The sequence below is a fragment of the Sphingomonas sp. RIT328 genome (genome assembly GCF_000632225.1).
Classification (GTDB): Bacteria; Pseudomonadota; Alphaproteobacteria; order Sphingomonadales; family Sphingomonadaceae; genus Sphingomonas; species Sphingomonas kyungheensis.
In genome coordinates this window covers 52,163-78,562 of sequence record NZ_JFYV01000054.1, presented here as the reverse complement: position 1 = coordinate 78,562, position 26,400 = coordinate 52,163, and the positions used below count along the sequence as shown (strand labels likewise).

Sequence of the window (26,400 nt, the reverse complement as noted above, 5' to 3'; positions counted from 1 at the left end):
CGCGCAGGATCATGATGCACGCTACCGAACATCCCGAGCCCCTCGCCCCCGCCCGTGCGCTGTCGCGACCGGCGCAATGGCGCTGGCTGGCCATCGTCGCGGTGGTGCTCGCCGGGATCGTGCTGCTGATCGTGCTGATCGGCAGGCTGACCCATCATGAGGACGCGCCGCCGCCCGCGCCGCCGCCCGGCACCTTTCGTCCGACCGCCACGCAGATGGCGGCGCTCGGCACGATGCGGGTCGGCATGGGCGCGGCGGACGCGCGGACGCTGGCGAGCGGGTCGATCTCGGTAGACGGCGACCGCAGCACGCCGGTGCTGATGCCCTATAGCGGGCAGGTGGTGCGCGTGCTGGTCGACGCCGGCCAGCGCGTGCGGCAGGGGCAGCCGCTGCTGCTCGTCCGCACCAACGACTTCGTCGACGCGCGCAACGGGCTGTTCGCCGCGCGGGCCTCCTATCAGAACGCCCAGGCGCAGCTCGCCACCGCGACGCGCAACGCCGAACGCCAGCGGCTGATCTACCAGACCGCGGGCGGCGCGCAGAAGGACTATCAGCAGGCGCAGACCGACCTCGCCGCGGCGCAGGCGACCGCGCGTACCGCCGCCGCCGCGCTCGGTGCGGCGCGCGACAAGCTCGCGGTGCTCGGCAAGTCGCCGGGCGAGATCCGCCAGCTGGAGGGCGTCGGCGAAGTGTCGGGCATCCACGACGTGACGACGCTGCACGCGCCGATCAGCGGGCTGGTCGCGACGCGCGACGTCGCCGCCGGCCAATATGTCAGCCAGGGCGGCGACAAGCCGGTGATGACGATCACCGACCCCTCACGCGTCTGGCTGATCGCGCAGGTCGCCGAGACCGATGCCGCGGCGATCCACGTCGGCGATTCGGCGACGGTGACCACCCCCGCCCTGCCCGGCCGCAGCTTCCAGGCGCGGATCGATCTGGTCGGCGCGGCGCTCGACCCGCAGACCCACCGCCTGCCGGTGCGCGCGGCGATCGCCAATCCCGACGGCGCGCTCAAGCCGCAGATGTTCGCCAGCTTCCAGATCCATCGCGCCGCCGGCGGCGATGCGATCCGCGTCCCCGCCGCGGCGGTAATCCATGAGGGCGATCAGGCGCGCGTCTGGGTCGTCCGCCCCGACGGGCTGCTCGTCGCACGCGACGTCGTCGCCGGCGATGCGCAGGACGGCCAGGTCGTCATCCGCCAGGGCCTCGCCGCGGGCGAGAAGATCGTCACCTCCGGTGCCCTGTTCGTCAACGAAGCGGGCATCGGCGAATGAACCGCATTGTCGCCTTCGCGCTGCGCCAGCGGCTGCTCATCGTCGGCGTCTTCGTCGCGATGCTCGCCGCCGGCGTGATCGGCTTCATCAACCTCAATATCGAAGCCTATCCCGATCCGGTCCCGCCGATGGTCGAGGTGATCACGCAGACGCAGGGCCTCTCCGCCGAGGAGATGGAGCGCAACGTCACCATCCCGATCGAGGTCGGCATGGCGGGCATCCCGCACCTCACCGCGATCCGCGCGATCAGCCTGTTCGGCCTGTCCGACGTCAAGATCCAGTTCAGCTACGATTTCACCAACGACCAGGCGAAGCAGCAGGTGATCAACCGCCTGTCGCAGCTGCCGCCGCTCGCCGGCGGCGCGCAGCCGACGCTGTCGCCGACCAGCCCGGTGGGCGAGATCTACCGCTACAAGATCAGCGCGCCCAAGGGCTATTCGGTGATGGACCTCAAGACGTTGCAGGACTGGGTGCTGCAGCGCCGGTTCAAGCGCATCCCCGGGGTGATCGACGTCACCGGCTGGGGCGGCAAGCTGCGCGCCTATGACGTGGTGATCGACAACGACCGGCTCGCCGCGCACAACGTCACCGTCAGCCAGGTGCTCGCCGCGATCGCCAAGAGCGACGGCAATGTCGGCGGCCAGACGATCAACTTCGGCGCACAGGCGGCGATCGTCCGCGGCGTCGGCCTGATCCAGACGCCGGCGGGGATCGAGAACGTGCTCGTCGGCACCGGCGGCGGCCAGCCGGTGCTGGTCAAGGACGTCGCCACGGTCAAGGTCGGCAACAGCCCGCGGCTCGGCATCGCCGGCTATAACGACCAGGACGATATCGTGCAGGGCATCGTGCTGATGCAGCGCGGCGCGCAATCGATGCCGACGATCCAGGCGGTGCAGAAGGAAGTCGCGGAGATCAACGATTCGGGCGTGCTGCCGCCCGGCGTGCATCTCGACCGGATCTACGACCGGTCCGACCTCATCCACCTCACCATCCATACCGTGCTCGAGAACATGGTGGTCGGCATCCTGCTGATCTTCGCCCTGCAATGGCTGTTCCTCGGCAATCTGCGCAGCGCGATCATCGTCGCCGCCACCATCCCCTTCGCGCTCGCCTTCGCGATCCTGATCCTCGTGCTGCAGGGGGAAAGCGCCAATCTGCTGTCGGTCGGCGCGCTCGACTTCGGCCTCGTCGTCGATGCCTGCGTCATCATGGTCGAGAATATCTTCCGTCACATGGTCGAGCGATCGGCGCATGTCGAAAGCGGACGCGGCCATTACACGCTCGCCAACCGCTTCTCGGCGGTGCTCGGCGCGTCGTCGGAGGTCAGCCGCGGCATCTTCTTCGCCGCCGCGATCATCATCGCGAGCTTCCTGCCGCTGTTCACGCTGACCGGTGTCGAGGGGCATATCTTCGGCCCGATGGCCAAGACCTATGCCTACGCGATCACGGGCGGCCTGCTCGCCACCTTCACCGTCGCGCCGGTGCTGGCGACGCTGCTGCTCCCCGACAAGCTGTCGGAGGTGGAGACGTGGATCGTCGGCAAGCTGCGCCGCGCCTATGAGCCGGCCGCCGCCTTCGCGCTCGGCAACCGGGTGCTGGCCCTGGGCGGGGCGGCGCTGATGCTGCTGCTCGCGGTGATCGGCGTGCGGACGCTCGGCATCGAATTCCTGCCGCATCTCGAAGAGGGCAATATGTATATCCGCGCGACGCTGCCCGGCTCGATCAGCCTGGAGGCGGGCGAGCCGGCGGTGAACGGCATCCGGCGGATCATCGCCAGCTATCCCGAGACGACCGCGGTGCTCTCCGCCCACGGCCGCCCCGACGACGGCACCGACGCCACCGGCTTCTTCAACGCCGAATTCTTCGTGCCGCTCAAGCCCGCCAGCGAATGGCCGCATGGCGTCACCAAGGAGACGCTGATCGCCGAGCTGTCGAGCAAGCTCACCGCCAAATATCCCGGCGTCGACTTCTCCTTCTCGCAGATCATCGAGGACAACGTCGAGGAAGCGGCATCGGGCGTGAAGGGCGCGAACTCGATCAAGCTGTTCGGGCCCGATCTCGCCACGCTCGAAAAATACGCCAACCAGATCAAGGATCAGATGAGCCAGGTGCGCGGCATCGAGGATCTCGGCGTATTCCAGTCGCTCGGCCAGCCGACGGTGCGCGTCGACGTCGATCGAGCCCGCGCGGCGCGCTATGGCCTCACCCCCGACGACGTCAATGCGACGGTCGCCGCGGCGGTGGGCGGCAGTTCGAGCGCCGATCTCTATGAGGCGGGGACCGACCGCCACTTCCCGATCATCGTCCGCCTCAAGCCCGAACAACGCGACTCGCTCGAGGCGATCCGCCGCATCACCATCGGCGCCCCCGCCCCCGACGGCAGCAACAGCACGATCCAGGTGCCGCTGTCCGAAGTCGCCAACGTCCACCTCACTTCGGGCGCATCGTTCATCTATCGCGAGCATCAGGAACGCTACATCCCGATCAAATTCTCGGTGCGCGGGCGCGATCTCGGCGGCGCGGTCGACGAGGCGCGGGCGCGGATCACCAAAAACGTCCATCTGCCCGCCGGCTATCACCTCGAATGGGCGGGCGAGCTCGACAATCTCACCAATGCGATCGCCCGGCTGGAGATCGTCGTGCCGATCAGCCTGCTGCTGATGCTGTTGCTGCTCTACGCCAATTTCGGCTCGATCCGCGACAGCCTGCTCGCCTTCGCGGCGATCCCGATGGCGGTGGTCGGCGGCGTGCTCGCGCTGGCGCTGACCGGTACGGCATTCAGCATCTCGGCGGCGATCGGGTTCGTCGCGCTGTTCGGCATCGCGGTGATGGACGGCATCCTCGTCGTCACCACCTTCAACAATGCGGTCGACGAAGGGCTGGATCGCGCCACCGCGCTCGGCACGACGGTGCGGCACAGCCTGCGGCCGGTGGTGATGACCTGCCTCGTCGCGGCGATCGGCCTGCTGCCCGCGGCGCTGTCGACCGGCATCGGCAGCCAGGTGCAGAAGCCGCTCGCGCTCGTCGTCGTCGGCGGCATGGCGCTCGCGCCGCTGCTCATCCTGCTGGTGCTGCCGGTGCTGATCGACCGTTTCTCGAAACGGGTGCCGCCGGAGGACCGCGGCGCGCATGGCCGCGACGTCGGCCATGGCCCGGCCGGCGATGCGCCCGCCGCGGAGGTGCCGGCATGAGCCGCGCTCTCGTCCTGCTGCTCGCCTGCGCCACCGCCGCCTGTGCGGTCGGGCCGCACGACCTCGACGCGCATGCGCCGCTGCCGCCCGCCGCGACGCCGGCGCCGATCGCGCCCGCCAGCGGGGCGGCGCAGGCCTTCTCGACCGCGCCGGCGCGCGCGGACTGGTGGACGGCGTTCGGCAGCCCCGAGCTGGATCGGTTGGTCGACGAGGCGCTCGCCCACAATAACGACATCGCCAGCGCCGATGCCTCGCTGCGCCAGTCGCAGGCGCTCGCCGGGGTGGCGGCGGGGGCGGCCCTGCCGCAGCTCGATGCGAGCTACAATGTCGAGCGCGCACGCGTCTCCAACGCGCTGTCGCCGCCGGTCGCCGACCAGCAGCAGCAACTCTACACGCTGCACACCGCGCAGGTGAACGTCAGCTATTCGCTCGACCTGTTCGGTGCGACCCGCTCGCGCGTCCGGTCGGCGCGTGCCGCCGCGGAAGTGCAGCGGCAGCGGCTGGCGGCGGGCCGGACCACCGTCGTCGCCAATCTGGTGCAGGCGGTGATCGCCCGCGCCGCGCTCGCCGATCAGATCGCGGCGGCGCAGATTGCGATCTCGGTCAATCGCGACATCCTGGCGAGCCTGCTGCGTCGCCAGCAGCTCGGCGCGATCGGTGCCGCCGATATCGCCACGCAGCAGACCGCCGTGGCGACCGCCGAAGGCGTGCTGCCGCCGCTCGTCCGGCAGGAGGCGCATCAGCGCGTCCTCATCGCCGCGCTGCTCGGCCGCGCCGCCGGCGATGCGCTGCCGCCGCTGCCGTCGCTGTCCGCCTTGACCCTGCCGACGCGGCTGCCGACCGTTCTCCCTTCCGATCTGGTCGCGCGGCGGCCGGACGTGCTCGCGGCACGGGCGCAGCTCGAAGGCGCCGGCGCGGACGTGCGCACCGCGATCGCCGCGCGGCTGCCTTCGATCACGCTCAGCGCCAATGCCGGCGGCTCGGCGCAGCGCTTCGGCGACATGTTCAAGGACGGCAATCCGTTCTGGACGCTGCTCGGCGGCATCACCCAGCCGCTGTTCCACGCCGGCGCGCTGCGCAACCAGCAGCGCGCGGCGGAGGCGGCGCTCGACGGTGCCAAGGCGCAATATCGCGGCGCCGTGGTACAGGCGTTCGGCGATGTCGCCGATGCGCTGACCGGCCTCGCCACCGACGCCACGGCGCTCGATGCGGCGACGCGTGCGGCAGATGCCTCGGGCCGGGCGCTCGGCTATGTGCGGCGTCAGCTCGCGCTCGGCGATGTCGGCACGCTGTCGCTGCTCAACGCCACCGCTGCCGATGCGCAGGCGCGCTCGCAGCTGGTGCAGGCGCGTGCGGCACGGCTGACCGATACGGTGGCGCTGTTCCAGGCGACCGGCGGGCCGGTGCCCGATGGGACTTTGACCGTCGTCCGATAGCCCCTATCCTGCGTTTTCGAACATGGGGGGCGGCGGGATATGGCGGTCTGGCTCGATCGGCTCGGGGCGTTGCTCGCCAGCCTTGTGCTGCTGACGCCGGTAGCGGGAGCAGCTCAGCCGGCGCCGCTGGGTTTGCTATGGCGCGGCAAGGGCGGCGAGGTTCGCGTCGTCGCCTGTCCGCCGGGGGGCGATACGGATGCCTATTGCCGCGCGCTCGCGGTGACGACGGCGACACGTACGATACGTCTTGGCGGCGGCTATATGAGCGTCAAGACGCTGTGGCAGCGTGACGGGGCACGATCAGGCCCCGATGTGCTGGTGCTTGGCGACTTCGGCGGTTCCGGTGGCGATGCCGATCTGTTCGCCGTCACCCTGACGCCCGAGGTTCACGTCACCAAATGGACGGGCGAGCGTTTCGACATCGTGGCGGTCCGGCCGGGCGGACCGGCGCTGCGGCTCACGCTGCCGTTCGACATCGAATATTTCAACGACGCGCCCCACGCCGGCGTGATCATCCTGCCCCTGCCGGTGATCTGGTCCGGGAGCGGCTTGGTGCTCGATCGGCGCGCGCTCACGACGGGCCATGTCAGCAGACGATCATCGGACCCCGCCGTCATGCGCAGGGAGCTGCGCGCCTGGGTGTCGGAACGCTTGCCGCATGAGCGCGATCACCCGAAGGACCCTGATGCCTATACGCAAGCCACGGTGGAGAGGCTGGTCGGGCTGATGCTGTCCGGCCACGCGGATGAGGCCAGACGCATGCTAGACCGAAACTGGCCGCAGCGGCTGGAAGGGCAAGAAATCGTTCCAAGCGGCGAGGATCGATTCTGGTCCGCGATCTGCCGGGCGGTGGTCACCCATCACCTCTGGCGGACGTTCGGCCTGGCGGGCATTCCCCACGCCGATCTCATCCAGCGCGGCGCGGCTCTCCCGGCGTGACCATCGCCGTCTGACGACGGATCGTGCCGGAATCAACGAGGGGGGCATAAGCCCCCCTTGCCTCATGCAGGATGGCCACCGTGACACGCACGGCGGCCGCTCCGCATCTTAATTGCTGTCGCTGTTGTCGTCGTCGGCAACGATGATGATGCCAGCGACGACGGCAGCGGCCGCGACGAGGGCGATGATCAGACCGCCACCGGCGAGCTCGTTCTTCTTGGCCGAGACCGAACCGGTACGCACCGACTTCGCAACCGACAGGCTCGCCGCCGGGTTGGCGGGGGCAGCAGCGGCCGGAGCGACGGCGAGAGCGGCTGCAGCAGCAGCCATCAGAAACTTGGCAACCATAATGGTCATCCCCTTTGACGTGTTGAGGCTTGCTAATGGCAGCGTCGCCAAGAAAAGACAATCCGAAAGCGCGCAAATCCGCCACAAAGCTGGTCAAACGCCCCTGCCGGTGCGACGAACCGCCTGACGTCGACGGCAATAACCGCAGAGATTCACGCAACGTCGCGTGAGATCAGGACTTTTCGGCGGGCACCGGTGGGCGATACCCTCACGATGGTTCGATCGTCTCTGTGACACTTTGAAGAATTTGCCGGCAACTTGCGGAATCCGACCTATCATCAGTTGTCGGGCGCGTCCGCCGCGGCGATCACCTCGGCAAGAGTCGCCGGCCGAACCGCCAGCGATTCGAGCAGCGCGGTCATTTGCCGCCACCAATCCCAGAATCGTGCCAGATCGGCCGTGCTGCGGACATAGGGCGTATGCCCCGGCACCAGGCTCGGCGAATGGAACGACAGGCTGATCAGCCCGTGACCCTCCTCCTCGACCGCGACACGCACCGCAGCGCACGCCTCGGCGATCGGCATATCCTCCGGCGTCAGCGCGACACGCTGGAGCAGCCCGGCGGTGGCGAAGGCGCCGCGCGCCAACGGCAGGCGGCCGAGCGCAGGATAGAGGCCTGCGCCCCGCCGCCGCAGCCGCCCGGTGAAGCTGGTGGTCAACGGCACTTCGATCAGATCGCCTAGACGGAAGGCAGCGCTGCCGACGCGGCTGAAATCCGGTCCGCCGTCCGCACTATAGTCGTAGCGCGCCCGCACCGAGCTTTCGACGCGATAGCCACGACGGACGAGCGCGGCTGCGGTCGCCGGGCCGATGCCATAGCGTCCGGCGCGATAGGCGAGCGGGGCCCGGCCGAACGCATCGGTCAGCCGGTCGGTCAGCGTGTCGAGCTTGGCGGCTTCGAGCGCCGGCGGCAGATTGCCGGCATAAGTGTCGCCCCGCTGCGGTGCGGCGAACGGAGGTGTCACCCAGGCATGGAGTTGCGCCCCCAGCCCGACTCGCGGATCGGCCAGCACGCCGCGGAGCAGATCGACCGCCCCGGCATCGCTGACCACGGGGTGATCGATCAGATAGACGGGCGCGATGCCATGATCGGCAAAGCGGGCATGCGCCTGCGGCAGCGCGGCGATCGACGTGACCGAGCGATTGGCGCGATCGAGCGGCGCCGACCAGTCGAACTCCTCCTCGACATCGACGAAGACGAGGAAGCGGCGGCCGAAGCGCGCCGGCCAGCGTACCAGAGCGGCAGCATCGGGGGCGGGCAGCCGGAACGGCGACAGGGCGCCGCCGTGAACGCTCAATGGGTCGCCTGCACCGCCGCCGGCTCGTCGGCCGCAGGGAGCCGCAGCGTCAGCAGATGCTCGCCGAACACCAGTTCGCCACCCAATTCCGCGGCGAGGTTGCGCGCGAGGCGCAGCGCGAAGCCGGTGCCGAGCAGAGGCGCCCCGTCGCGATCCCCCGCCTCGGCCTCGGCTTCGGCGTCGAGGCTGAGCAACGCCGCCTCGCCGGTGGCGGCGAGCGCGATCGGGCGGGCGAAGCAGATCGCGACCTGCCCCTCGGGCGCGGGTGCCTCGGCGATGTCGATCCGCTCCCCCGTCGTCGCGGCGGCGGTCAACGCGGCGAGCAGGCGCGAGAGCAGGCGTTCGAGCGCGCGATCGTCGCTCAGCGCCTGATGATCGCCCATCGGATGGATGTCGATCACCGTACCGCGCAGCGAGGCGAGCGGCTCGAGATCGGCGACGATGCGCGTCAGCAGCGGCTCGAAGGCGATCGGCGCCGGGCGCAGGTCGAGCGCCTTGCCCTCGATCCGCGCCGCGGTGTCGAGATCGTCGATCGCGCCGAGCAGGCTCGCCGCCTGCCGGCGGATGGTCAGCGCATGGTCGCGGTAGACGGCGGAAACCGGCCCCAGCAGTTGCGCCTCGATCAGTTCGGCGAAACCGGCGATCGCATTGGTCGGGGTGCGCAGCTCGTGGACCAATTGGCGCAGCGAATCGGACATCAGCTTGCGTGCGCCCGGTACGGCATCCTCGTCGCTGCGCGGACGGCGGGCGATCGCGACATAGCCGAGGAAGCGGCCGCTCGCCGCATCGAATTGCGGCGTACCGGCGACGCGCCATGCGCCCGCGGCATCGGAATGGCCGCCGACGTCGAGCCGCGCGCCGGCGAATCGCTGCCGCTGGCGCAGCGCGCCGGTCATCACCGCATCGACGCGGACCTCGCCCTGCGCCGTCGCGACGGCTAGCGAGGCGCCGATCAGCGGCCCGCGCGCGACACCGTCGACCGCGCAGATCACGCCATGGCTGTCGGTGTCGAAGTGAAAGTAGCTGGGCGGCTCCGCCTTGGCGTCGGCGATCGGTTCGTTGGGGTCGCGCTGCTTCTGAAAGGCATCGATCCGCGCGACGAGATCGGCGATCTGGAAACCGCCGTCGGCGACCGGCTGCGGCGCCGCGGGCGGCAGCAGGTCTTCGGATGGTGGAACGTCTTCGGCCGGCGGGGCGAAACGGACGACGGCGCTCTCCTCGGCGGGCGGCGCGACGGCGACGTCGTTCGCCGCGGGAGTGACGACGTCGTTCGCCGGCTCGGGCGTGTCGTAGCGCAGGACGAAATCGGCGGGACCGAAGCTGGCGAGCCCGCGCTCGACCGGCGCGGGAAGGTCGCGGCGGTGGCGCAGCAAGGCGCGGCCATGCGCGTCGAGTCTCGGCAACAATGCCAGCCATTCGTCGTCGGTCAGGCTGGCGGTGCGCAGCAGCGGTGCGGCGACGGTGATCTCATCCTCGGCGAAGACGCCGATCAGCGCGGCGGGCGGCCGGGCGAAGGCCAGAGCCCGCGCGCTGGCGATGCGCGTCGCCACGGGAACGACCTCCCGCAGCGCACGCAGCCGGTCGAGCGACGCCGGGTCGGCAGGGATGCGCCCGCGCCCCATCAGGTCGGTCAGCTGGCGCCACGCCGATTGCGCGCCGAACCCACTCTCCATGTCGGCCGAAAGCACCGTTTTCAGGCTGTCGTCGAACCGCACACCAACTCCTGGAGATCGCCCCATCGTCACGATGTGCGCGCTCATCCCTTAACGTCCGGCTCCGGTTAGAGGAACCGCCGATTTACGCACGTCGCATAGTGGGACAATTGCGTTGCGCCGCAATTTTCTTATGCTTAGGGGGAGCCGCCGCGCTAATCCGGCCTGTTCCTGGAGAGTAATACGCAATGTCCTTCGATCGGATCGATCGTCAAATTCTCGCTCACCTGCAGCAGGATGGGCGGATGACCAATGTCGAGCTGGCCGAACGCGTCGGGCTGACCGCGCCGCCCTGCCTGCGCCGCGTGCGCGCGCTGGAGGAGGCCGGGGTGATCCGCGGCTATCACGCCGATCTCGATCCCGCCAGCCTCGGTTTCCCGATCACCGTCTTCGCGATGGTCTCGCTGCGCAGCCAGGCCGAGCATGATCTCGCCGCCTTCGAGGCGCATGTCGCCGACATTCCGGAAATCCGCGAATGCCATATGCTCAACGGCGAGATCGACTTCATCCTCAAGATCGTCGCCAGCGACCTCAAGAGCTTTCAGGAAATCCTCACCACGCATCTGACCCCGGCACCCAACGTCGCCAGCGTCAAGACGTCGCTGACGATCCGCACCGCCAAGTCGACCTCGGGCATCCCGGTCATCATCGACTGACCCTTTGACGCAAAAAGGGCGGCCCGTCTCCGGACCGCCCCCTTGTGCATCACCGGTGAGGCGATCAGGCCGCCGGAGCGGGCGTCGCGCCGACCTGAGTATAGGTGTTCCACAGCGCGGCGATGCCGGCGCGCGGATTCCCCGTCACCGCACCGAAGGCCGCCTGCGCGCCGGCCTTGTCGCCCGACTTGGCGAGCGCGATGCCGAGGCGGGTGTTGACCTCATTGGCATCGACACCGCCCTTGCTCAGCGCGGCGCGATACAATTCGATCGCCTTGGCATAGTTGTTCTGGCCGAGATAGGCGTCGGCGGTCGAGGCCGCGATCTTGCCGTCCTTCGATGCCAGCGCGGTCTTCTCGCTGCCGGCGAGCGACCCGTCCGCCTTGATGGCGGTGTTCGACGCGGTCAGCAGGCTCTTCGAGAAAGCGCTGGTCGCGGGGATCTTGCCCGCTGCCATGCCTTCCTTGAGCACCGCCGCCGCTTCATACGGATTGCCCTTGTCGTAGACGTTCTTGGCGTAATCCTCGTACATCGCCTGATCGGGCATCGAGCCGGTGGCGCGGAGCAGGCGATACAGATCGACCGTCTGCGACTTGTCCGGCGCGGCGAGGCTGTTCTGCGCGAAGGCGAATTGCAGGATCACGTCGCGCCACACCTTGGCGTTCGGATAAGCGGCGACGTACTTCTGCATCCAGGCGAGCGTTTCCGGCGCCATCTTCTTGTTGTTCGCGGTGGCGATGCCGAAACGGTAATAGGCCTCCGGCACGGTCTGCCCCGCCGCCTTCTGCGCGGTGATGTAGCGATCGAGATCGGCGAGACCACCGGCGGTATCGCCCGCCTGCACCTTCACCTTGGCGAGCTGCAGGTCGAAGTCGGGCGAATTGTAGCCGGCGGCCTTCGCCTGCGTGAAATATTGCGTCGCGACCGGATATTGATTGCTGTTGTAAGCGAGCTGGCCACGGCGGAAGAGATATTTGCCGCGATCGGCGGCGGGCGTGTTCTTGGCGGCGATCAGTGCGTCGAGCGGCTTGGCGAGACCGGTCTCGTCGAGCGGTGCCTTCGGATTGGCCTCCTGCGCGATGACGAGCTTGGTGTTCTCGAGATCGTAGCGCAGCGCGGCGGCGATATATTTGTCATCGTCGGTGGTGGCGGCGGCCTCGACCTGTGCGACCAGCGGCTCGGCGGTGGCGACATTGCGCGACTTCACCGCTTCCTGTGCCTGAAAGGCGATCGCCTGCACCGGCTTGCTGAGCTTGAAGCCAGGCGTCGCCGGCTCTTCCTTCTTGGCGATCGCGGGGGCGACGAACGCCAATCCGCTCACGCCGGTGGCCAGCACCGCGGCCAGCGCAAGCTTCGAAAGGGTCTTCATGCTAACCTACTCTCCAGATAGTGAGGCATCGTTGCCGCTAACGTCTGCGCGGCTGTAACGGTCCGTCGCAAGCCGTTCAAGCAGATGCCGTGCGGTGTCTGCCCCGGCGGCACTGAACGGCGATTGAACGGCGGCGGCGGGGCCGCTACCGCGACCGGCGATGATCGCCCTGCTCTCCCCCGCCAAGACGCTCGACTATGAGTCGCCCCTCCCCGCCCTCACCCCGACCCGGCCGCGCTTCGCCGCCGAGGCGGAGACGCTGGCGGCCGCGGCGGCGCATCTGACGCAGAAGAAGCTTGCCGAACTGATGCATATCTCGCCGGCGCTCGCCAAGCTCAACGCCGACCGCTTCCGCGACTTCCCCGACGCGCCCGAGCGGCCGGCGATCTTCGCCTTCGACGGCGACGTCTATACCGGGTTCGACGTCAAGACCCTGCCCGAGGAAGCGCTCCCCTTCGCGCAGGATCATCTGCGGCTGCTCTCCGGCCTCTATGGCATGCTGCGCCCGCTCGATCTGATGCGGCCGTACCGGCTGGAGATGGGCACGCGCTGGGCGCCGCGGAAGACCAAGCTGACCGACTGGTGGGGCGACCGGATCGCCAAGGCGCTCGCCGCCGATCTCGCCGAGGAGGGCGAGGGCGTCGTCCTCAACCTCGCCAGCCAGGAATATTGGGCGGGTGTCGGCGGCCATCTGCCCGCCGGCATCCGCGTCGTCGCCATCGACTTCCGCGACGGCGACCGCTTCGTCAGCTTCCACGCCAAGAAGGCGCGCGGGATGATGGCGCGCTGGATGGTCGAGCATCGCATCACCCGGATCGACGACATGCGCGGCTTCGACAGCGACGGCTACGTCTTCGACGCGGCGGCGAGCGGCGACGATGTCTGGCGGTTCGCGCGATGAGCGCGGCGGTGGTGATCGGCGCGTCGGGCGGGATCGGCGCGGCGCTGCATGCGGCGCTGGTCGACGAGGCGGCCTATGCGCCGGTCCATGCGCTGTCGCGATCGGGCGAGGCGCCGATCGACATCACCGACGAGGCGAGCGTCGCCGCCGCCGCGGCGCGGATCGCCGCCGGCCCGCCGCCGTCGCTGGTCATCCTCGCCACCGGCTTGCTCCATGACGCCCGCCACGGGCCGGAGAAGAGCTATCGCGACTTTGATCCGGCGTGGCTGGAGACGGTGCTGCGCGTCAACGCGATCGGCCCTGCCCTGGTCGCCAAGCATCTGCTGCCGCTGATGCCCAGACAGGGGCGGACGGTCTTTGCGGTGCTGTCGGCGCGGATCGGCAGCATCTCCGACAATCGGCTGGGCGGCTGGTACGGCTATCGCATGGCCAAGGCGGCGCTCAACCAGCTCGTGCGGACGCTGAGCGTCGAGGAGCGGCGGCGCAACGATCGGGCGATCCTCGTCGGGCTGCATCCCGGTACGGTCGATACCGCTTTGTCCAAGCCGTTCCAGGCGAACGTGCGCCCCGGCACGCTGTTCACCCCCGATCGCGCCGCCTCGCAATTGCTCGACGTGATCGATGGCCTCGGCGTGACCGACAGCGGCAAGCTGTTCGATTTCGAAGGCAAGGAGGTCGCGCCCTGAGCCATGCCGCCGCGGCGCGGAGATGACAGAATCGTCATCGTCCGGCCATTGGCACGTCAGCGCATCGCGCGCATCGTCCTCATCAAGGCGACGCGATCCCGCGTCGGCCGGTGGGAGATGATGTCATGACCAAATCCTTGCCCGTTGCCATCCTGACGGCGGCCGCGCTCTGCTGTGGCTCCGCCGCCTTCGCGACCGGCGCGCAGACCGCGACCAGCGCCAAGACGACGATGACCAGCCGCACCACCACGACCAAGACCCCCGCGGCGCGCCCGACCACGATGACGAAGACGACGACGCGCACCACCGCCGGGACCAAGGGCCGGATGGTGACCACCAAGACCAGCACCGGCAAGACGGTGACCTATGATTGCAGCAAGGCGGGCAACGCCACCAAGGCCGCCTGCAAGAAGTAACACAAAGGCTCTATCGTCACGCGCGCGCGTGTGCGCGCGTGACTTTCGGTCGCGAGGTGCCTACAAGATCGGCACACCCGTGTAACAATCCGAAAGCGTATAGCCTTGGCCGACGAGACCAGCCTCGCCGAACCCTCCGATATTGCGACGATCTCCATCGTCGACGAGATGAAGTCGAGCTACCTCGACTATGCGATGAGCGTCATCGTGGCGCGCGCGCTGCCCGACGTCCGCGACGGCCTCAAGCCCGTGCATCGCCGCATCCTCTTCTCGGCGCAGGAAAACGGCTTCCTGTTCAATCGCCCCTATCGCAAGTCGGCGCGCATCGTCGGTGACGTGATCGGTAAATATCACCCGCACGGCGACACCGCGATCTACGACGCTTTGGCGCGGATGACGCAGGACTGGTCGATGCGGCTGCCGCTGATCGACGGTCAGGGCAATTTCGGCTCGATGGATCCCGATCCGCCCGCCGCGATGCGCTACACCGAGGCGCGCCTCGCCCGCGCGGCCAATTACCTGATGGAGGATCTCGACAAGGATACCGTCGACTTCCAGCCCAATTACGACGCCAGCGAGCGTGAGCCGCAGGTGCTGCCGGCGCGCTTCCCCAACCTGCTGGTCAACGGCGCCGGCGGCATCGCGGTCGGCATGGCGACCAACATCCCGCCGCACAATCTCGGCGAAGTGGTCGACGCCTGCCTCGCCTATATCGACCGGTCGGTGAGCGGCGGCGAGCCGATCACCATCGAGGAGCTGATGGAGATCGTTCCCGGACCGGACTTCCCGACCGGCGCGATCATCCTCGGCCGCGCCGGCGCGCGTTCGGCCTACAATACCGGCCGCGGCTCGATCATCGTGCGTTCGCGCCACAAGATCGAGACGGCGCGCGGCGACCGCACCTCGATCGTGCTCACCGAAATCCCCTTCCAGCAGGGCAAGAACGCGCTGGTCGAGAAGATCGCCGAGGCCGCCAAGGACAAGCGCATCGAGGGCGTCAGCGACATCCGCGACGAATCGAACCGCGAGGGCGTGCGGATCGTCATCGACCTCAAGCGCGACGCGACGCCGGAGGTGGTGCTTAACCAGCTGTGGCGGCATACGCCGGCGCAGGGCTCCTTCCCCGCCAACATGCTCGCGATCCGCGGCGGCCGGCCGGAGACGCTCAACCTCCGCGACATCATCCAGGCCTTCGTCCAGTTCCGCGAACAGGTCATCACCCGACGCTCGAAGTTCGAGCTCAACAAGGCGCGCGACCGCGCCCATATCCTGCTCGGTCTGGTGATCGCGGTCACCAATCTCGACGAGGTGGTGCGGATCATCCGCGGGTCGTCGAGCCCGGCGGAGGCGCGCGCCGCCCTGCTCGCGCGCGAATGGCCGATCGCCGAGATCGCGCCCTATCTCAGCCTGGTCGAGGCGGTCGAGGGCACGCAGGTCGGTGACGGCTATCGCCTGTCGGACACGCAGGTGCGCGCGATCCTCGACCTGCGCCTGCATCGCCTCACCGCGCTCGGCCGCGACGAGATCGGCGACGAGCTCAAGGGCCTCGCCGATTCGATCGCGGCGCTGCTGGAAATCCTCGGCAACCGCAAGCGGCTGTACGAGGTGATGCGCGAGGAGCTGGTCGACGTCCGCGCCATCTTCGCGACCCCGCGCCGCACCGAGATCGCCGCGGCCGCCGACGGCATCGACGACGAGGATCTGATCGAGCGCGAGGACATGGTCGTCACCGTCACGGTGCAGGGCTATATCAAGCGCACCCCGCTCGACACCTTCCGCGCGCAGAAGCGCGGCGGCAAGGGGCGCGCCGGCATGGCGACCAAGGACGAGGATGCGATCACCTCGCTGTTCGTCACCTCGACGCACACGCCGGTGCTGTTCTTCTCCAATCTCGGCAAGGTCTATCGCCAGAAGGTCTGGCGCCTGCCCGAGGGCGGGCCGGCGACGCGCGGGCGGCCGATGATCAATCTGCTGCCGCTCAGTCCCGGCGAGACGATCTCGACGGTGCTGCCGCTGCCGGAGGACGAGACGCGCTGGGGCGACCTGCACGTCATGTTCGCCACCGCCAACGGCACCGTCCGCCGCAACGCGATGGACGCCTTCGCCAACATCCCGTCGAACGGCAAGCTGGCGATGCGCTTTGACGAAGGCTCGGACGATAAACTGATCGGCGTCGCGGTGCTGACCGAGAGCGACGACGTGCTGCTCGCCACCCGCAACGGCAAGGCGATCCGCTTCGCCGCGACCGACGTGCGTGAATTCCAGAGCCGCACCTCGACCGGCGTGCGCGGCGTCAGCCTCGCCGAGGGCGACGAGGTGATCAGCCTGTCGATCCTGCGCGGCGTGCCCTTCGATACCGACACGCGCGACGCCTATCTCCGCGCCGCGCCGTGGAAGGAAGGCGAGCGCGAGACGACGCTCGACGCCGAGACGATGGCGGCAATGGAGGCGGCGGAGGAGTTCATCCTCACCGTTACCCAGAACGGCTATGGCAAGCGCACCTCGGCGTACGAATATCGCCGCACCAATCGTGGTGGCCAGGGGATCACCAACATCGTCTCCGCGGGCCGCAACGGTCCGGTGGTGGCGAGCTTCCCGGCGCATTCGGGCGAGCAGCTGATGCTCGTCACCGATCAGGCCAAGCTGATCCGCATGTCGGTAGGCGACGTCCGCGTCACCGGGCGCAACACGCAGGGCGTCACGCTGTTCAGCGTCGCCAAGGACGAACATGTCGTCTCCGCCGCGCGCATCGACGAAGAGGAAGAGCCCGAGGACGAGGCGCAGGCGGTGGTCGCCGCCGAACTCGGCCGCGCCCCGGCGCATCCGGCCGAGGACGCGCTGATCGTCGACGACGGCACCGGGCCGCAGACGATGGACGAACAGGTCGACGAGAGCGATGACGAAGGGGACGAGGGATGAGCGAACGGCCGAACATCGCCTATAAGGTGCTGACCGGCGAGCAGATGGCGACGCTGGAACGCGACGGCCGCTTCGACGGTGCGCCGGTCGACCGGGCCGATGGCTATATCCATCTGTCGACCGAGGCGCAGCTGACCGAGACGGTCGACAAGCATTTCGCCGGTCAGGACGATCTGCATGTCGTCGCGGTCGATCTCGGCAGCTTCGGCGAGACGTTGCGCTGGGAGGAATCGCGCGGCGGCCAGCTTTTCCCGCATCTCTATGAGCCGCTGCTGCTCGAAACCGCCGTCGCCTTCGGTCCGCTGAGCCGTGCCGAAGACGGGACGGTACGATTGCCGACCACCAGTTGATCCCGGTCCGGGCTCCGCTCGCCGAGAAAAGCGGGCGGAACCGCATTCGAAACCCCATCGTTACCAAGTCACAACGACGAAGATGGAGAATCTCGAATGCGTACCCTGGCCCTGACGATCGGCAGCCTGATGATGGTGCCCGCCGCGGCTCTGGCACAGCAAGCCCAGCCCGCTCCCGGCGCCGCCGCGACCACTGCCGGTTCCGCGACCGCCTCCGCGCCCACCGTCGGCGCGACCATTTATGACAGCGCCGGCGTTGCGCTCGGCACCGTCGCCAGCATCACGCCGCAGGCGGTGATCCTCAACACCGGCACCGCGCAGGTGCCCGTGCCGCCGGCGTCGATCGGCAAGACCGACAAGGGCTTCGCCATGGCGATGACCAAGGCCGATCTCGACGCCGCGGTCGCCAGCTCGCAGGCGCAGGCGCAGCAGGCGGTGAAGGCGAAGCTGACCCCGGGCACCGCAGTGTCGGGTCTCAACGGCGCCAATCTCGGCACGATCAAGTCGGCCGACGCGCAGTTCGTGACGGTGACCACCGCCAAGGGCGATGTGAAGCTGCCGATCACCGGCTTTACCGCCGATGCGAGCGGCAAGGTCATCGTCGGCATCACCGCCGATCAGCTCGCCGCTGCCACCGCCGGTGCCACCGCCGGCGCGGCCAAGTAATCGGGCCGGGGGAGGTTCGCCTCCCCCGCCCTTTCCGTCAGACGGACGCCGCTATTTCGGTCAGCGCAGCGCGGATCGCCTCGATCGCCTCGGCCGCTTTGCCGCCATCGGGTCCGCCGCCCTGCGCCATGTCGGGCCGGCCACCGCCACCCTGACCGCCGAGCACCGTCACCGCCCGCCGCAGCAGGTCGACCGCGCTGACGCGGCCCACCAGATCCTCACTCACGCCGACCGCGATCGACGCGCGCCCGTCGTTCACCGCGACCATCACCGCGACACCGGCACCGCCCAGGCGCTGCTTGGCATCGTCGACCGCGCCACGCAGCCCCTTGGCGTCGAAGCCGTCGAGTATCTGACCGAGGAAGGCGACGCCGCCGACTTGCTCCGGCCCAGCCGCGGCTCCGCCGCCACCGCCCATCGCCAGCGCCTTCTTCGCCTCGGCGAGCTCGCGCTCGAGCCGCCGCCGCTCGTCGAGCAACGCCGCGACGCGCGCCGGCACCTCGTCGGGCGTGGTCTTGAGCGCGATCGCCGCCTCGCGCAGCCGCTCGTCGCGGGCGGTGAGATAGGCACGCGCAGCCTCGCCTGTCAGCGCCTCGACGCGGCGGACGCCGGACGATACCGCGCCCTCGCCGATCACCTTGAACAGGCCGATGTCGCCGAGCGCATTGACGTGGGTGCCGCCGCACAGCTCGACCGAATAGGTCTTGCCGCCATCCTCGCTGCCCATCGACACAACGCGGACCTCGTCGCCATATTTCTCGCCGAACAAGGCCATCGCGCCCTCGGCGATCGCCTCGTCGGGGGTCATCAGCCGCGTCGTCACGCTGCCGTTGCCGCGGATCTGCGCGTTGACCGCAGCCTCGGCATCGGCGAGTTCGGCGGCGATCATCGCCACCGGATGCGAGACGTCGAACCGCAGCCGCTCGGGCGCGACCAGCGAACCCTTCTGCGCGACATGCGTGCCGAGCCGCTGGCGCAGCGCCTCGTGCAGCAGATGCGTCGCCGAATGATTGGCGCGGATCTGTGCGCGGCGGGCGACGTCGATCTGCAGGCGGACGGCATCGCCGACCGTGATCGCGCCACTCTCCACCACCGCGTGATGGACGAAGACGCGGCCGAGCTGCTTCGACGTCTCGGTCACGCTGGCGCGCAGGCCCGCATCGGTCGAGATCACGCCGGTATCGCCGACCTGCCCGCCGCTCTCGCCATAGAAGGGCGTCTGGTTGACGATGATCGCGACGGTATCACCGGCGGCGGCCTGATCGACGCGCACGCCGTCCTTGACCAGCGCGACCACTTCGCCCTCGCCGACGTCGGCGCTATAGCCGATGAACTCGGTCGAGCCGGTCTCTTCGGCGATGTCGAACCACAGATCGTCCGACGCCTTGGCGCCCGATCCCTTCCACGCCGCGCGCGCCGCGCGCTTCTGCTCGGCCATCGCCGCGTCGAAGCCGGCGCGATCGACGGTCAGGCCGCGCTCGCGCAGCGCGTCCTCGGTCAGGTCGTAGGGGAAGCCGAACGTGTCGTAGAGGCGGAAGGCGGTTTCGCCGGCGAGCGTCGCGCCCGCCGCCATATCGACCGTCGCCTCGTCGAGCAGCTTGAGCCCCTTGTCGAGCGTCTTGCGGAACTGCGTCTCTTCCTGGCGCAGCGTCGCCTCGATCAGCGGCTGGGCGCGGACCAGCTCGGGATAGGCCGCGCCCATCTCGGCGACCAGCGCCGGCACCAGCCGGTGCATCAGCGGCTCCTTCGCGCCGAGCAGGTGCGCGTGGCGCATCGCCCGCCGCATGATCCGGCGCAGCACATAGCCGCGCCCCTCGTTCGCCGGCAGCACGCCGTCCGCGACGAGGAAGCCCGACGAGCGCAGGTGATCGGCGATGACGCGATGCGACGCGCGCCGCGGCCCCTCCGCATCGGTGCCGGTCAGCGAGGTCGAGGCGGCGATCAGCGCCTTGAACGTGTCGGTATCGTAATTGTCGTGGACGCCCTGCAGCACCGCGGCGATCCGCTCGAGTCCCATGCCGGTATCGATCGACTTCTTGGGCAGCTCGCCGACGATCTCATTGGCCTCCTGCTCATATTGCATGAAGACGAGGTTCCAGATCTCGACGAACCGGTCGCCATCCTCGTCCGGGCTGCCGGGAGGGCCGCCGGGGATGTGCGCGCCATGGTCGTAGAAGATCTCCGAACAGGGGCCGCACGGCCCGCTGTCGCCCATCGCCCAGAAATTGTCCTTGGTGGCGATGCGGATGATCCGCTCTTCCGGCAGATACTTGGTCCACAGGCCATGCGCCTCGTCGTCGGTATGATAGACGGTGGCGGTCAGCTTTTCGGCCGGAATGCCCCAGACGCCGGTGAGCAGCGTCCAGGCGTGATGGATCGCCTGTTCCTTGAAGTAATCACCGAAGGAGAAATTGCCCAGCATCTCGAAGAAGGTGTGATGCCGCGCGGTATAGCCGACATTGTCGAGGTCGTTGTGCTTGCCGCCGGCGCGCACCGACTTCTGGCTGCTGGTCGCGGTGACGTAGGGCCGCGTCTCGAGGCCGGTGAAGACGTTCTTGAACGGCACCATGCCGGCGTTGACGAACATCAGCGTCGGATCGTTCTGCGGCACCAGTGGCGCCGAGGGCACGATGGCGTGCCCCGCGCTTGCAAAATAGTCGAGGAAGCCGCGGCGGATGTCGTTGGTCGAGATCATAGGCCAAGCGACTTAGGCGAGAGACGGCCCGCCCTCAAGCGCCGTTCGCCGCCGCCGGATCACAGCGCGTCGGCGGCCCAGCGCAGCCCGCCGGGCAAGTCCGCCGCCGCTATGTCCATCTGGAGCACCCGACGGCGTCGACCGGAGGCGGCGCGGGCGGAGCCGTGCAGGATCGGCGTGGCGTAGAACCATATGTCACCCGCCTCCGCCAGACACACGGCGCTGCCACAGCGTTCCACCACGGCGTCGATCGCCGCTTCCGCGATCACGCCGAGGCGATGCGAGCCCGGCGCGACGTGGAGCGGGCCATTGTCCGGCCCGACCGGATCGAGATGGAGGCGGACGGTCACCATAGCCGTCAGCACGGCGATCGGCGGGGCGACGTGCAGCCGGTCCTGCTTCCTCGTCCACGGGCCGAAACCCGGCACGTCGATCCACTCGGCGACCTCGACGGTACGATCCTGATGCCAGCCGAGCGCCCAATTGGCGCCGTCGCGCTTGTCGAACAGCAGGGCTCGCACCGGGCGCGCCCGCGGCCCGAGCAGATCGATCAGCGTTGGGGCGATCGCGCGATAGGCGGCAAGCGCGGCGCAGCGCGTCGGGTCGATCCGCAGTCCCGGCTGGTCCGGCGGCAGATGCCCGAACAGATCGGCGAGCGCGTCGCATGCCGCCGCATCGAGGCGGCCATCCCATCTGGCATAGCCCCGGTCCGCCAGCCGCGCCCGCATCACAAGGGCGTGTCGATCGAGGCCGGCGGTGTGCTGAACCAGCGCGGGCCGGCAGCGGTCATGTGGAAGCAATCCTCGATGCGTACGCCGAACCGGCCGGGAAGGTAGAGGCCCGGCTCGTTCGAGAAGCACATGCCGGCGGTCAGCCGCGTCGTCTCGCCGCGGACCAGATTGACCGGCTCGTGCCCGTCCATGCCGATGCCATGGCCGGTCCGATGCGACAGGCCCGGCAGCGCGTAATCGGGACCATAGCCGAGGCCGGTGTAATAGCGCCGCACCGCATCATCGACGCTGCCCGCGGTGGCGCCGATCCGCGCCGCGTCGAGCGCGACCTGCTGCCCGTGCGCGACCTGATCCCAGACGGTGCGTTGCGCCGTGCTCGCCGTGCCGCGCGGCACCCAGGTGCGCGAGATATCCGATTGATAGCCCTGCACCGTACAGCCGCAGTCCATCAGCAGCAGCGCGCCATCGGCGATGCGATGGACCTCGCGGCTGCCGTGCGGCAGCGCCGCCGCCGGGCCGATCAGCGCCAGCGCGAATTCGGGATCGCCGCCGAGCCTGGTTGTCGCCGCATTCATCAGCGCGCCGATAGCACTGCCGGTCACCCCCGCCTCGATCCGCGGCGCGAGCCAGTGATAGGCGGCGAGCGTCACCTTGGTCGCCGTCTCCATCAGCGTGAGTTCGGCCGGGGTCTTGATCATCCGGCAGCCGCGCACCACCGGATTGGCGCTGACCTGCCTGGCGTCGGGCGCGTAGCGGGCGAGATCGCTCGGGATGAAGACGCGCACCGTCTCCTCGATCCCGATCGGCAGCCGGTCGAGTCGCCGCTCCCGCAGCCAGGCGGCGACGACGGCGAGCGCATTGCCGTCCTCCTGCCAGACGCGGACCTCGGCAGGCACGGCGAGCGTCTGGCGGACCGAGGGTTCCTCGAAGAAGGGCGTGACGATCAGCGGCGCGCCCTCGCGCGGCAGGATGGCGAGCGTCGGGCGCTCGCTGCGCCCCCAGCGCACGCCGGTGAAATAGAGCATCGACGAGCCCGGCTCGATCAGCACCGCGCCGAGGCCGTTCGCCGCCATCAGCGCCTGCGCCCGGGCGAGGCGGCGCGCCCGCTCGTCCGCGCCGATCGGCGTCGCGCCCGTGGTGATGTCGCGCAATGCCGACAGATCGGGTTCGGCGGCGCGGAGCAGCCCGGCGGAAAGCAGGGGCACCGTCGCCGCAGCGGCGAGCAGCGCGCGGCGCGAGGGGGTGGCGATCATGATGCCAGCGATACGGCGCTTGACCCGGCGGTCGCAATCCCCTTCCGTGGCCGGCGATATTGGGAGACTTGCTGCATGGCCAAACGGCTGACTGTGTTTATCGTGATCGGCCTGCTGCTTGGCGTCGTCGTCGGGTTGGCGATCAACGGATGGCTCGATGACGGCACGCCCGCCGCCGCGGCGCGGCTGAAGGGCATCGCCGGCTATTTCGCCATCGGCACCACCGTCTTCCTGCGCCTCATCAAGATGATCATCGCGCCGCTGGTGTTCGCGACGCTGGTCAGCGGCATCACCCAGATGGGCGATACCGCGTCGCTCGGCCGGGTCGGTGCCAAGGCGATCGGCTGGTTCGTGTCGGCCAGCCTGATCTCGCTGGGCCTCGGGCTGGTGCTGGTCAATCTGATCCACCCCGGCGTCGGCATCAACCTGCCCTTGCCGCCGGTCGATGCCGATGCGGGGATCGCCACCGCAGCGTTCAGCCTCGACACGTTCATCACCCATATCGTCCCGGCATCGATGGTCGAGGCGATGGCGACCAACGAGATCCTCCAGATCGTCGTCTTCTCGATCTTCGTCGGCATCGCGATCACCGCGGTGGGCGAGCGTGCCGCGCCGCTGACCCGGGCGATCGACGGGCTGGTCGCGGTGATGCTGCGGATCACCGATTACGTCATGCGCGTCGCCCCGGTTGCGGTGTTCTGCGCGGTCGCGGCGACGCTGACCGAGCGCGGACCCGGGGTGATCGGCCAACTCGCCTTCTTCATGGGCAGCTTCTACCTCGCCTTGCTGTGCCTGTGGGCGATCCTGCTCGGCCTCGGCTTCCTGTTCATCGGACCGCGCATCCGGGCGCTGATCGGCTATGTGCGCGAGCCATTGCTCGTCGCCTTCACCACCGCCTCGTCGGAAGCCGCCTATCCGCGCATGCTGGAGGCGCTCGACAAATTCGGGGTGCCGCCGCGGATCGCCAGCTTCGTGCTGCCGCTCGGCTATTCGTTCAACCTCGACGGCTCGATGATCTACATGACCTTCGCGTCACTGTTCATCGCCCAGGCCTATGGCATCGCGCTGCCGCTCGGCACGCAGATCGCGATGCTGCTGTTCCTGATGATCTCGTCCAAGGGGATCGCCGGGGTGCCGCGCGCCAGCCTGGTGGTGATCGCGGCGGTGCTGCCGGTGTTCAAGATCCCGGAGGCGGGATTGCTGCTGATCCTGGCGATCGACCATTTCCTCGACATGGGCCGCACCGCGACCAACGTCATCGGCAATGCCGTCGCCGCGTCGGTGGTGGCGAAATGGGAGGGCGGCCTCGACCCGCGCGAGCCGGCGACGATCGACCCGCTGGTCTCGCACGGACCGGCGGCGGAGGCGACGACGCGGTTCCGGGATTGAGCGCTTCGCCGGGGTCCAGCCGCCGGCGGGTAAGGTCACGCGAAGGCATGAAGACGTGATCCAAAAGGAGGTTCACGCGGAGGCACGGAGGCGCGGAGATTAGGGTTGCCGCGAACGCGGCAGTTTGCCCTGACGGCCGTGACGTACGCGGAAACGACGCTCCTATCGCAACCCTCCGCGCCTCCGCGCCTCCGCGCGAATCAGCTCCAGCCACAGGTTCGCGTCTTCGGGCGCCGCCCTCACCCGCCCATCGCCCCGATCAGGCGTAGGCGTAGCGACCGCCCTTCTCCAACGCCGCCTGATAGGCCGGACGGGCGTGGACCTTGTTCAGCCAGGCGATCGTCGCGGGGCGCGACGCGTCGAGCCCCGCGCGGCTGCGCGCCGCCTCGAGCGGGAAGCTCATCATCACGTCGGCGGCGGTGAGGTCGTCGCCCGCGAACCACGGCCGCTGCGACAGCTCCGCCTCGACATAGTCGAGGTGGACGTCGATCATCGGCAGGATGCGCTTGATCGCCGGCTTGCCCATCAGCGGAATACGGCTGAGCACCAGCTTGAGCAGCAGCGGCGGCATCATCGAGCCTTCGGCATAATGGAGCCAGAAGCGATAGCGAAGCGCCGAATCGCGGTGCGGCGGCGGTCCGAGCCGGCCATCGGCCTTTTCGACGAGATATTCGACGATCGCGCCCGTCTCTGCGACGACGCGGCCGCCGTCGGCGTCGAGATCCTCGATCACCGGCGACTTGCCGAGCGGATGGATGCGCTTGAGCTCGGGGGGCGCGAGCATCGTCTTGGCGTCGCGCTGATAGCGCTTGACCTGATAGTCGAAGCCGAGCTCCTCGAGCATCCACAGGATACGCTGCGACCGGCTGTTCTCGAGATGGTGGACGATGATCATCTGACTTCCCTTCATCGCGGCTCAGGCCGCGCGCACCTCTTGCCAATTCCCGACAGCGCGATTTCGTTGCCTGACGCGCGACGCCGTCGATCGAACCCGGATCGCGAGCCTAGACGGCGCACCGCGAGCGCCCCAAAGACAAAAGAGGCCCGCCGTCACCGGCGAGCCTCCTGTCGTCGCATCGCGCCGGGCGCGCATCAGATGTCGTCGTCGGCTTCCGGTCCGGCCATCATCTCCTCGGCGACCTTTTCGGTCCGCTGACGGATCGCTTTTTCGAGCCGGTCGGCCATCTCGGGATGTTCGCGCAGATAGTTCTTCGAATTCTCGCGACCCTGACCGATGCGGACGCTGTCGTAGCTGAACCACGCGCCCGATTTCTCGACCAGCCCGGCCTTGACGCCGAGATCGAGGATCTCGCCGATCTTCGAAATGCCCTCGCCGTACATGATGTCGAACTCGACCTGCTTGAACGGCGGCGCGACCTTATTCTTGACGACCTTGACGCGGGTGGCGTTGCCAGTGACCTCTTCCTTGTCCTTGATCGCGCCGGTGCGACGGATGTCGAGGCGGACCGAGGCGTAGAACTTCAGCGCGTTGCCGCCCGTCGTCGTCTCCGGATTGCCGTACATCACGCCGATCTTCATGCGCAGCTGGTTGATGAAGATCACCATGCAGCGCGACCGGCTGATCGACCCGGTCAGCTTGCGCAGCGACTGCGACATCAGTCGCGCCTGCAGGCCGACGTGGCTGTCGCCCATCTCGCCCTCGATCTCCGCGCGGGGAACCAGCGCGGCGACCGAATCGACGACCAGCACGTCGATCGCATTGGAGCGGACGAGCGTGTCGACGATCTCCAGCGCCTGTTCGCCGGTGTCGGGCTGCGAGACGATCAGCTCGTCGATGTTGACGCCGAGCTTCTTGGCATAGACCGGGTCGAGCGCATGTTCGGCGTCGACGAAGGCCGCGGTACCGCCGCCCTTCTGCGCCTCGGCGATGACGTGCAGCGCGAGCGTCGTCTTGCCCGACGATTCGGGGCCATAGACCTCGATCACACGGCCGCGGGGCAGGCCACCGACGCCGAGCGCGATGTCGAGACCGAGCGAACCGGTCGAGATCGCCTCGACCTGCATCGCCTCCTTCTGGCCGAGCTTCATCGCCGAGCCCTTGCCGAAGGCGCGGTCGATCTGCGCCAGCGCGGCGTCGAGCGCCTTTTGCCGGTCGGTATTTGCGGTTGCCATGCCGGTGTCGATCACTTTCAGATTGGCGGCCATCG

The 26,400-nt window shown here is 68.8% G+C and carries 21 protein-coding genes; 12 read left to right on the top strand and 9 right to left on the bottom strand.

Going from position 1 to position 26,400, the window contains the following annotated elements:
* Window positions 1-14 precede the first annotated feature (14 nt).
* Genes BW41_RS18050 through BW41_RS18035 form a run of 4 tightly spaced genes read left to right on the top strand, consistent with a single transcriptional unit; the run spans window position 15 to window position 6,843 of the window.
* On the top strand, window positions 15-1,277 hold the full coding sequence (locus BW41_RS18050) for an efflux RND transporter periplasmic adaptor subunit (RefSeq protein WP_081793190.1): 1,263 nt from the start codon (window positions 15-17) through the stop codon (window positions 1,275-1,277).
* Entirely contained in the window at window positions 1,274-4,468 is a 3,195-nt protein-coding gene (locus BW41_RS18045) for an efflux RND transporter permease subunit (RefSeq protein ID WP_037536310.1), read from the top strand. Before BW41_RS18050 ends, BW41_RS18045 begins: the two co-directional genes overlap by 4 nt.
* Window positions 4,465-5,904 carry an efflux transporter outer membrane subunit gene (locus BW41_RS18040; protein ID WP_037536308.1) on the top strand — a complete coding sequence of 480 codons (1,440 nt, stop codon included), beginning with the start codon at window positions 4,465-4,467 and terminating at the stop codon, window positions 5,902-5,904. Before BW41_RS18045 ends, BW41_RS18040 begins: the two co-directional genes overlap by 4 nt.
* 39 nt (window positions 5,905-5,943) lie before the next feature.
* On the top strand, window positions 5,944-6,843 hold the full coding sequence (locus tag BW41_RS18035) for a hypothetical protein (RefSeq protein WP_037536307.1): 900 nt from the start codon (window positions 5,944-5,946) through the stop codon (window positions 6,841-6,843).
* 108 nt (window positions 6,844-6,951) lie between these two features.
* Here the strand turns inward: BW41_RS18035 and BW41_RS18030 are convergent, their stop codons facing one another.
* The 3 genes from BW41_RS18030 to BW41_RS18020 form a co-directional block, all read right to left on the bottom strand.
* Window positions 6,952-7,242, bottom strand: a complete 291-nt coding sequence (locus BW41_RS18030) for a hypothetical protein (protein WP_443026737.1) — start codon at window positions 7,240-7,242, stop codon at window positions 6,952-6,954.
* 227 nt (window positions 7,243-7,469) lie between these two features.
* On the bottom strand, window positions 7,470-8,489 hold the full coding sequence (locus BW41_RS18025; RefSeq protein ID WP_037536305.1) for a WalW protein: 1,020 nt from the start codon (window positions 8,487-8,489) through the stop codon (window positions 7,470-7,472).
* The gene (locus BW41_RS18020; protein WP_152542406.1) at window positions 8,486-10,249 is read right to left on the bottom strand and encodes a sensor histidine kinase; all 1,764 of its coding nucleotides are present in this window, start codon (window positions 10,247-10,249) and stop codon (window positions 8,486-8,488) included. Before BW41_RS18020 ends, BW41_RS18025 begins: the two co-directional genes overlap by 4 nt.
* 140 nt (window positions 10,250-10,389) lie before the next feature.
* Between BW41_RS18020 and BW41_RS18015 the strand changes: the two genes are divergently transcribed.
* Complete coding sequence (locus tag BW41_RS18015) at window positions 10,390-10,857, top strand: Lrp/AsnC family transcriptional regulator (protein WP_037536303.1); 468 nt, start codon at window positions 10,390-10,392, stop codon at window positions 10,855-10,857.
* A 64-nt stretch (window positions 10,858-10,921) separates the two neighbouring features.
* Here BW41_RS18015 and BW41_RS18010 read toward each other — a convergent pair whose 3' ends face one another.
* Window positions 10,922-12,226, bottom strand: a complete 1,305-nt coding sequence (locus BW41_RS18010; protein ID WP_037536301.1) for a tetratricopeptide repeat family protein — start codon at window positions 12,224-12,226, stop codon at window positions 10,922-10,924.
* A 160-nt stretch (window positions 12,227-12,386) separates the two neighbouring features.
* Here BW41_RS18010 and yaaA point away from each other — a divergent pair, with 160 nt between their 5' ends.
* The 6 genes from yaaA (at window position 12,387) to BW41_RS17980 (ending at window position 18,164) form a co-directional block, all read left to right on the top strand.
* A complete protein-coding gene (gene yaaA / locus BW41_RS18005) occupies window positions 12,387-13,127 on the top strand; it encodes a peroxide stress protein YaaA (RefSeq protein WP_037536300.1) in 741 nt (246 codons plus the stop codon).
* Window positions 13,124-13,813 (top strand): SDR family oxidoreductase, encoded by a 690-nt coding sequence (locus BW41_RS18000; RefSeq protein ID WP_037536298.1) that lies wholly within the window; start codon window positions 13,124-13,126, stop codon window positions 13,811-13,813. The genes yaaA and BW41_RS18000 overlap by 4 nt, the downstream gene beginning before the upstream one ends.
* Before the next feature lie 125 nt (window positions 13,814-13,938).
* Complete coding sequence (locus BW41_RS17995; protein ID WP_037536296.1) at window positions 13,939-14,229, top strand: hypothetical protein; 291 nt, start codon at window positions 13,939-13,941, stop codon at window positions 14,227-14,229.
* A gap of 105 nt (window positions 14,230-14,334) precedes the next feature.
* Entirely contained in the window at window positions 14,335-17,148 is a 2,814-nt protein-coding gene (gyrA, locus tag BW41_RS17990) for a DNA gyrase subunit A (protein WP_037536295.1), read from the top strand.
* Window positions 17,145-17,498, top strand: a complete 354-nt coding sequence (locus BW41_RS17985; protein WP_037536293.1) for a DUF952 domain-containing protein — start codon at window positions 17,145-17,147, stop codon at window positions 17,496-17,498. The genes gyrA and BW41_RS17985 overlap by 4 nt, the downstream gene beginning before the upstream one ends.
* A 96-nt stretch (window positions 17,499-17,594) precedes the next feature.
* Entirely contained in the window at window positions 17,595-18,164 is a 570-nt protein-coding gene (locus BW41_RS17980; RefSeq protein WP_037536291.1) for a hypothetical protein, read from the top strand.
* A gap of 37 nt (window positions 18,165-18,201) precedes the next feature.
* On the opposite strand, the gene alaS is transcribed toward BW41_RS17980, so the two are convergent.
* Genes alaS through BW41_RS17965 form a run of 3 tightly spaced genes read right to left on the bottom strand, consistent with a single transcriptional unit; the run spans window position 18,202 to window position 22,843 of the window.
* Window positions 18,202-20,859, bottom strand: coding sequence for an alanine--tRNA ligase (gene alaS, locus BW41_RS17975; protein ID WP_037536288.1), 2,658 nt, complete (start codon window positions 20,857-20,859; stop codon window positions 18,202-18,204).
* Between the two features lie 59 nt (window positions 20,860-20,918).
* A complete protein-coding gene (locus tag BW41_RS17970) occupies window positions 20,919-21,587 on the bottom strand; it encodes a phytanoyl-CoA dioxygenase family protein (RefSeq protein ID WP_037536286.1) in 669 nt (222 codons plus the stop codon).
* Window positions 21,587-22,843 carry a M24 family metallopeptidase gene (locus tag BW41_RS17965; protein ID WP_037536283.1) on the bottom strand — a complete coding sequence of 419 codons (1,257 nt, stop codon included), beginning with the start codon at window positions 22,841-22,843 and terminating at the stop codon, window positions 21,587-21,589. Before BW41_RS17965 ends, BW41_RS17970 begins: the two co-directional genes overlap by 1 nt.
* Before the next feature lie 75 nt (window positions 22,844-22,918).
* Here BW41_RS17965 and BW41_RS17960 point away from each other — a divergent pair, with 75 nt between their 5' ends.
* Window positions 22,919-24,232 (top strand): dicarboxylate/amino acid:cation symporter, encoded by a 1,314-nt coding sequence (locus BW41_RS17960; RefSeq protein ID WP_037536281.1) that lies wholly within the window; start codon window positions 22,919-22,921, stop codon window positions 24,230-24,232.
* Window positions 24,233-24,491: 259 nt separating this feature from the next.
* Here the strand turns inward: BW41_RS17960 and BW41_RS17955 are convergent, their stop codons facing one another.
* The gene (locus BW41_RS17955; RefSeq protein ID WP_037536279.1) at window positions 24,492-25,127 is read right to left on the bottom strand and encodes a glutathione S-transferase family protein; all 636 of its coding nucleotides are present in this window, start codon (window positions 25,125-25,127) and stop codon (window positions 24,492-24,494) included.
* 197 nt (window positions 25,128-25,324) lie between these two features.
* Window positions 25,325-26,398: a recombinase RecA gene (recA, locus tag BW41_RS17950; protein WP_037536277.1), complete on the bottom strand. Its 1,074-nt coding sequence runs from the start codon at window positions 26,396-26,398 to the stop codon at window positions 25,325-25,327.
* Window positions 26,399-26,400: the final 2 nt, after the last annotated feature.

What these genes read in the sequence shown, in the direction of transcription:
- BW41_RS18050 (WP_081793190.1), top strand. Translation starts at nt 15, where the DNA reads ATGCACGCTACCGAACATCCCGAGCCCCTCGCCCCCGCCCGTGCGCTG.
- BW41_RS18045 (WP_037536310.1), top strand. Translation starts at nt 1,274, where the DNA reads ATGAACCGCATTGTCGCCTTCGCGCTGCGCCAGCGGCTGCTCATCGTC.
- BW41_RS18040 (WP_037536308.1), top strand. Translation starts at nt 4,465, where the DNA reads ATGAGCCGCGCTCTCGTCCTGCTGCTCGCCTGCGCCACCGCCGCCTGT.
- BW41_RS18035 (WP_037536307.1), top strand. Translation starts at nt 5,944, where the DNA reads ATGGCGGTCTGGCTCGATCGGCTCGGGGCGTTGCTCGCCAGCCTTGTG.
- BW41_RS18020 (WP_152542406.1), bottom strand. Translation starts at nt 10,249, where the DNA reads ATGAGCGCGCACATCGTGACGATGGGGCGATCTCCAGGAGTTGGTGTG.
- BW41_RS18015 (WP_037536303.1), top strand. Translation starts at nt 10,390, where the DNA reads ATGTCCTTCGATCGGATCGATCGTCAAATTCTCGCTCACCTGCAGCAG.
- BW41_RS18010 (WP_037536301.1), bottom strand. Translation starts at nt 12,226, where the DNA reads ATGAAGACCCTTTCGAAGCTTGCGCTGGCCGCGGTGCTGGCCACCGGC.
- yaaA (WP_037536300.1), top strand. Translation starts at nt 12,387, where the DNA reads ATGATCGCCCTGCTCTCCCCCGCCAAGACGCTCGACTATGAGTCGCCC.
- BW41_RS18000 (WP_037536298.1), top strand. Translation starts at nt 13,124, where the DNA reads ATGAGCGCGGCGGTGGTGATCGGCGCGTCGGGCGGGATCGGCGCGGCG.
- BW41_RS17995 (WP_037536296.1), top strand. Translation starts at nt 13,939, where the DNA reads ATGACCAAATCCTTGCCCGTTGCCATCCTGACGGCGGCCGCGCTCTGC.
- BW41_RS17985 (WP_037536293.1), top strand. Translation starts at nt 17,145, where the DNA reads ATGAGCGAACGGCCGAACATCGCCTATAAGGTGCTGACCGGCGAGCAG.
- BW41_RS17980 (WP_037536291.1), top strand. Translation starts at nt 17,595, where the DNA reads ATGCGTACCCTGGCCCTGACGATCGGCAGCCTGATGATGGTGCCCGCC.
- alaS (WP_037536288.1), bottom strand. Translation starts at nt 20,859, where the DNA reads ATGATCTCGACCAACGACATCCGCCGCGGCTTCCTCGACTATTTTGCA.
- BW41_RS17970 (WP_037536286.1), bottom strand. Translation starts at nt 21,587, where the DNA reads ATGCGGGCGCGGCTGGCGGACCGGGGCTATGCCAGATGGGATGGCCGC.
- BW41_RS17965 (WP_037536283.1), bottom strand. Translation starts at nt 22,843, where the DNA reads ATGATCGCCACCCCCTCGCGCCGCGCGCTGCTCGCCGCTGCGGCGACG.
- BW41_RS17960 (WP_037536281.1), top strand. Translation starts at nt 22,919, where the DNA reads ATGGCCAAACGGCTGACTGTGTTTATCGTGATCGGCCTGCTGCTTGGC.
- BW41_RS17955 (WP_037536279.1), bottom strand. Translation starts at nt 25,127, where the DNA reads ATGATCATCGTCCACCATCTCGAGAACAGCCGGTCGCAGCGTATCCTG.
- recA (WP_037536277.1), bottom strand. Translation starts at nt 26,398, where the DNA reads ATGGCCGCCAATCTGAAAGTGATCGACACCGGCATGGCAACCGCAAAT.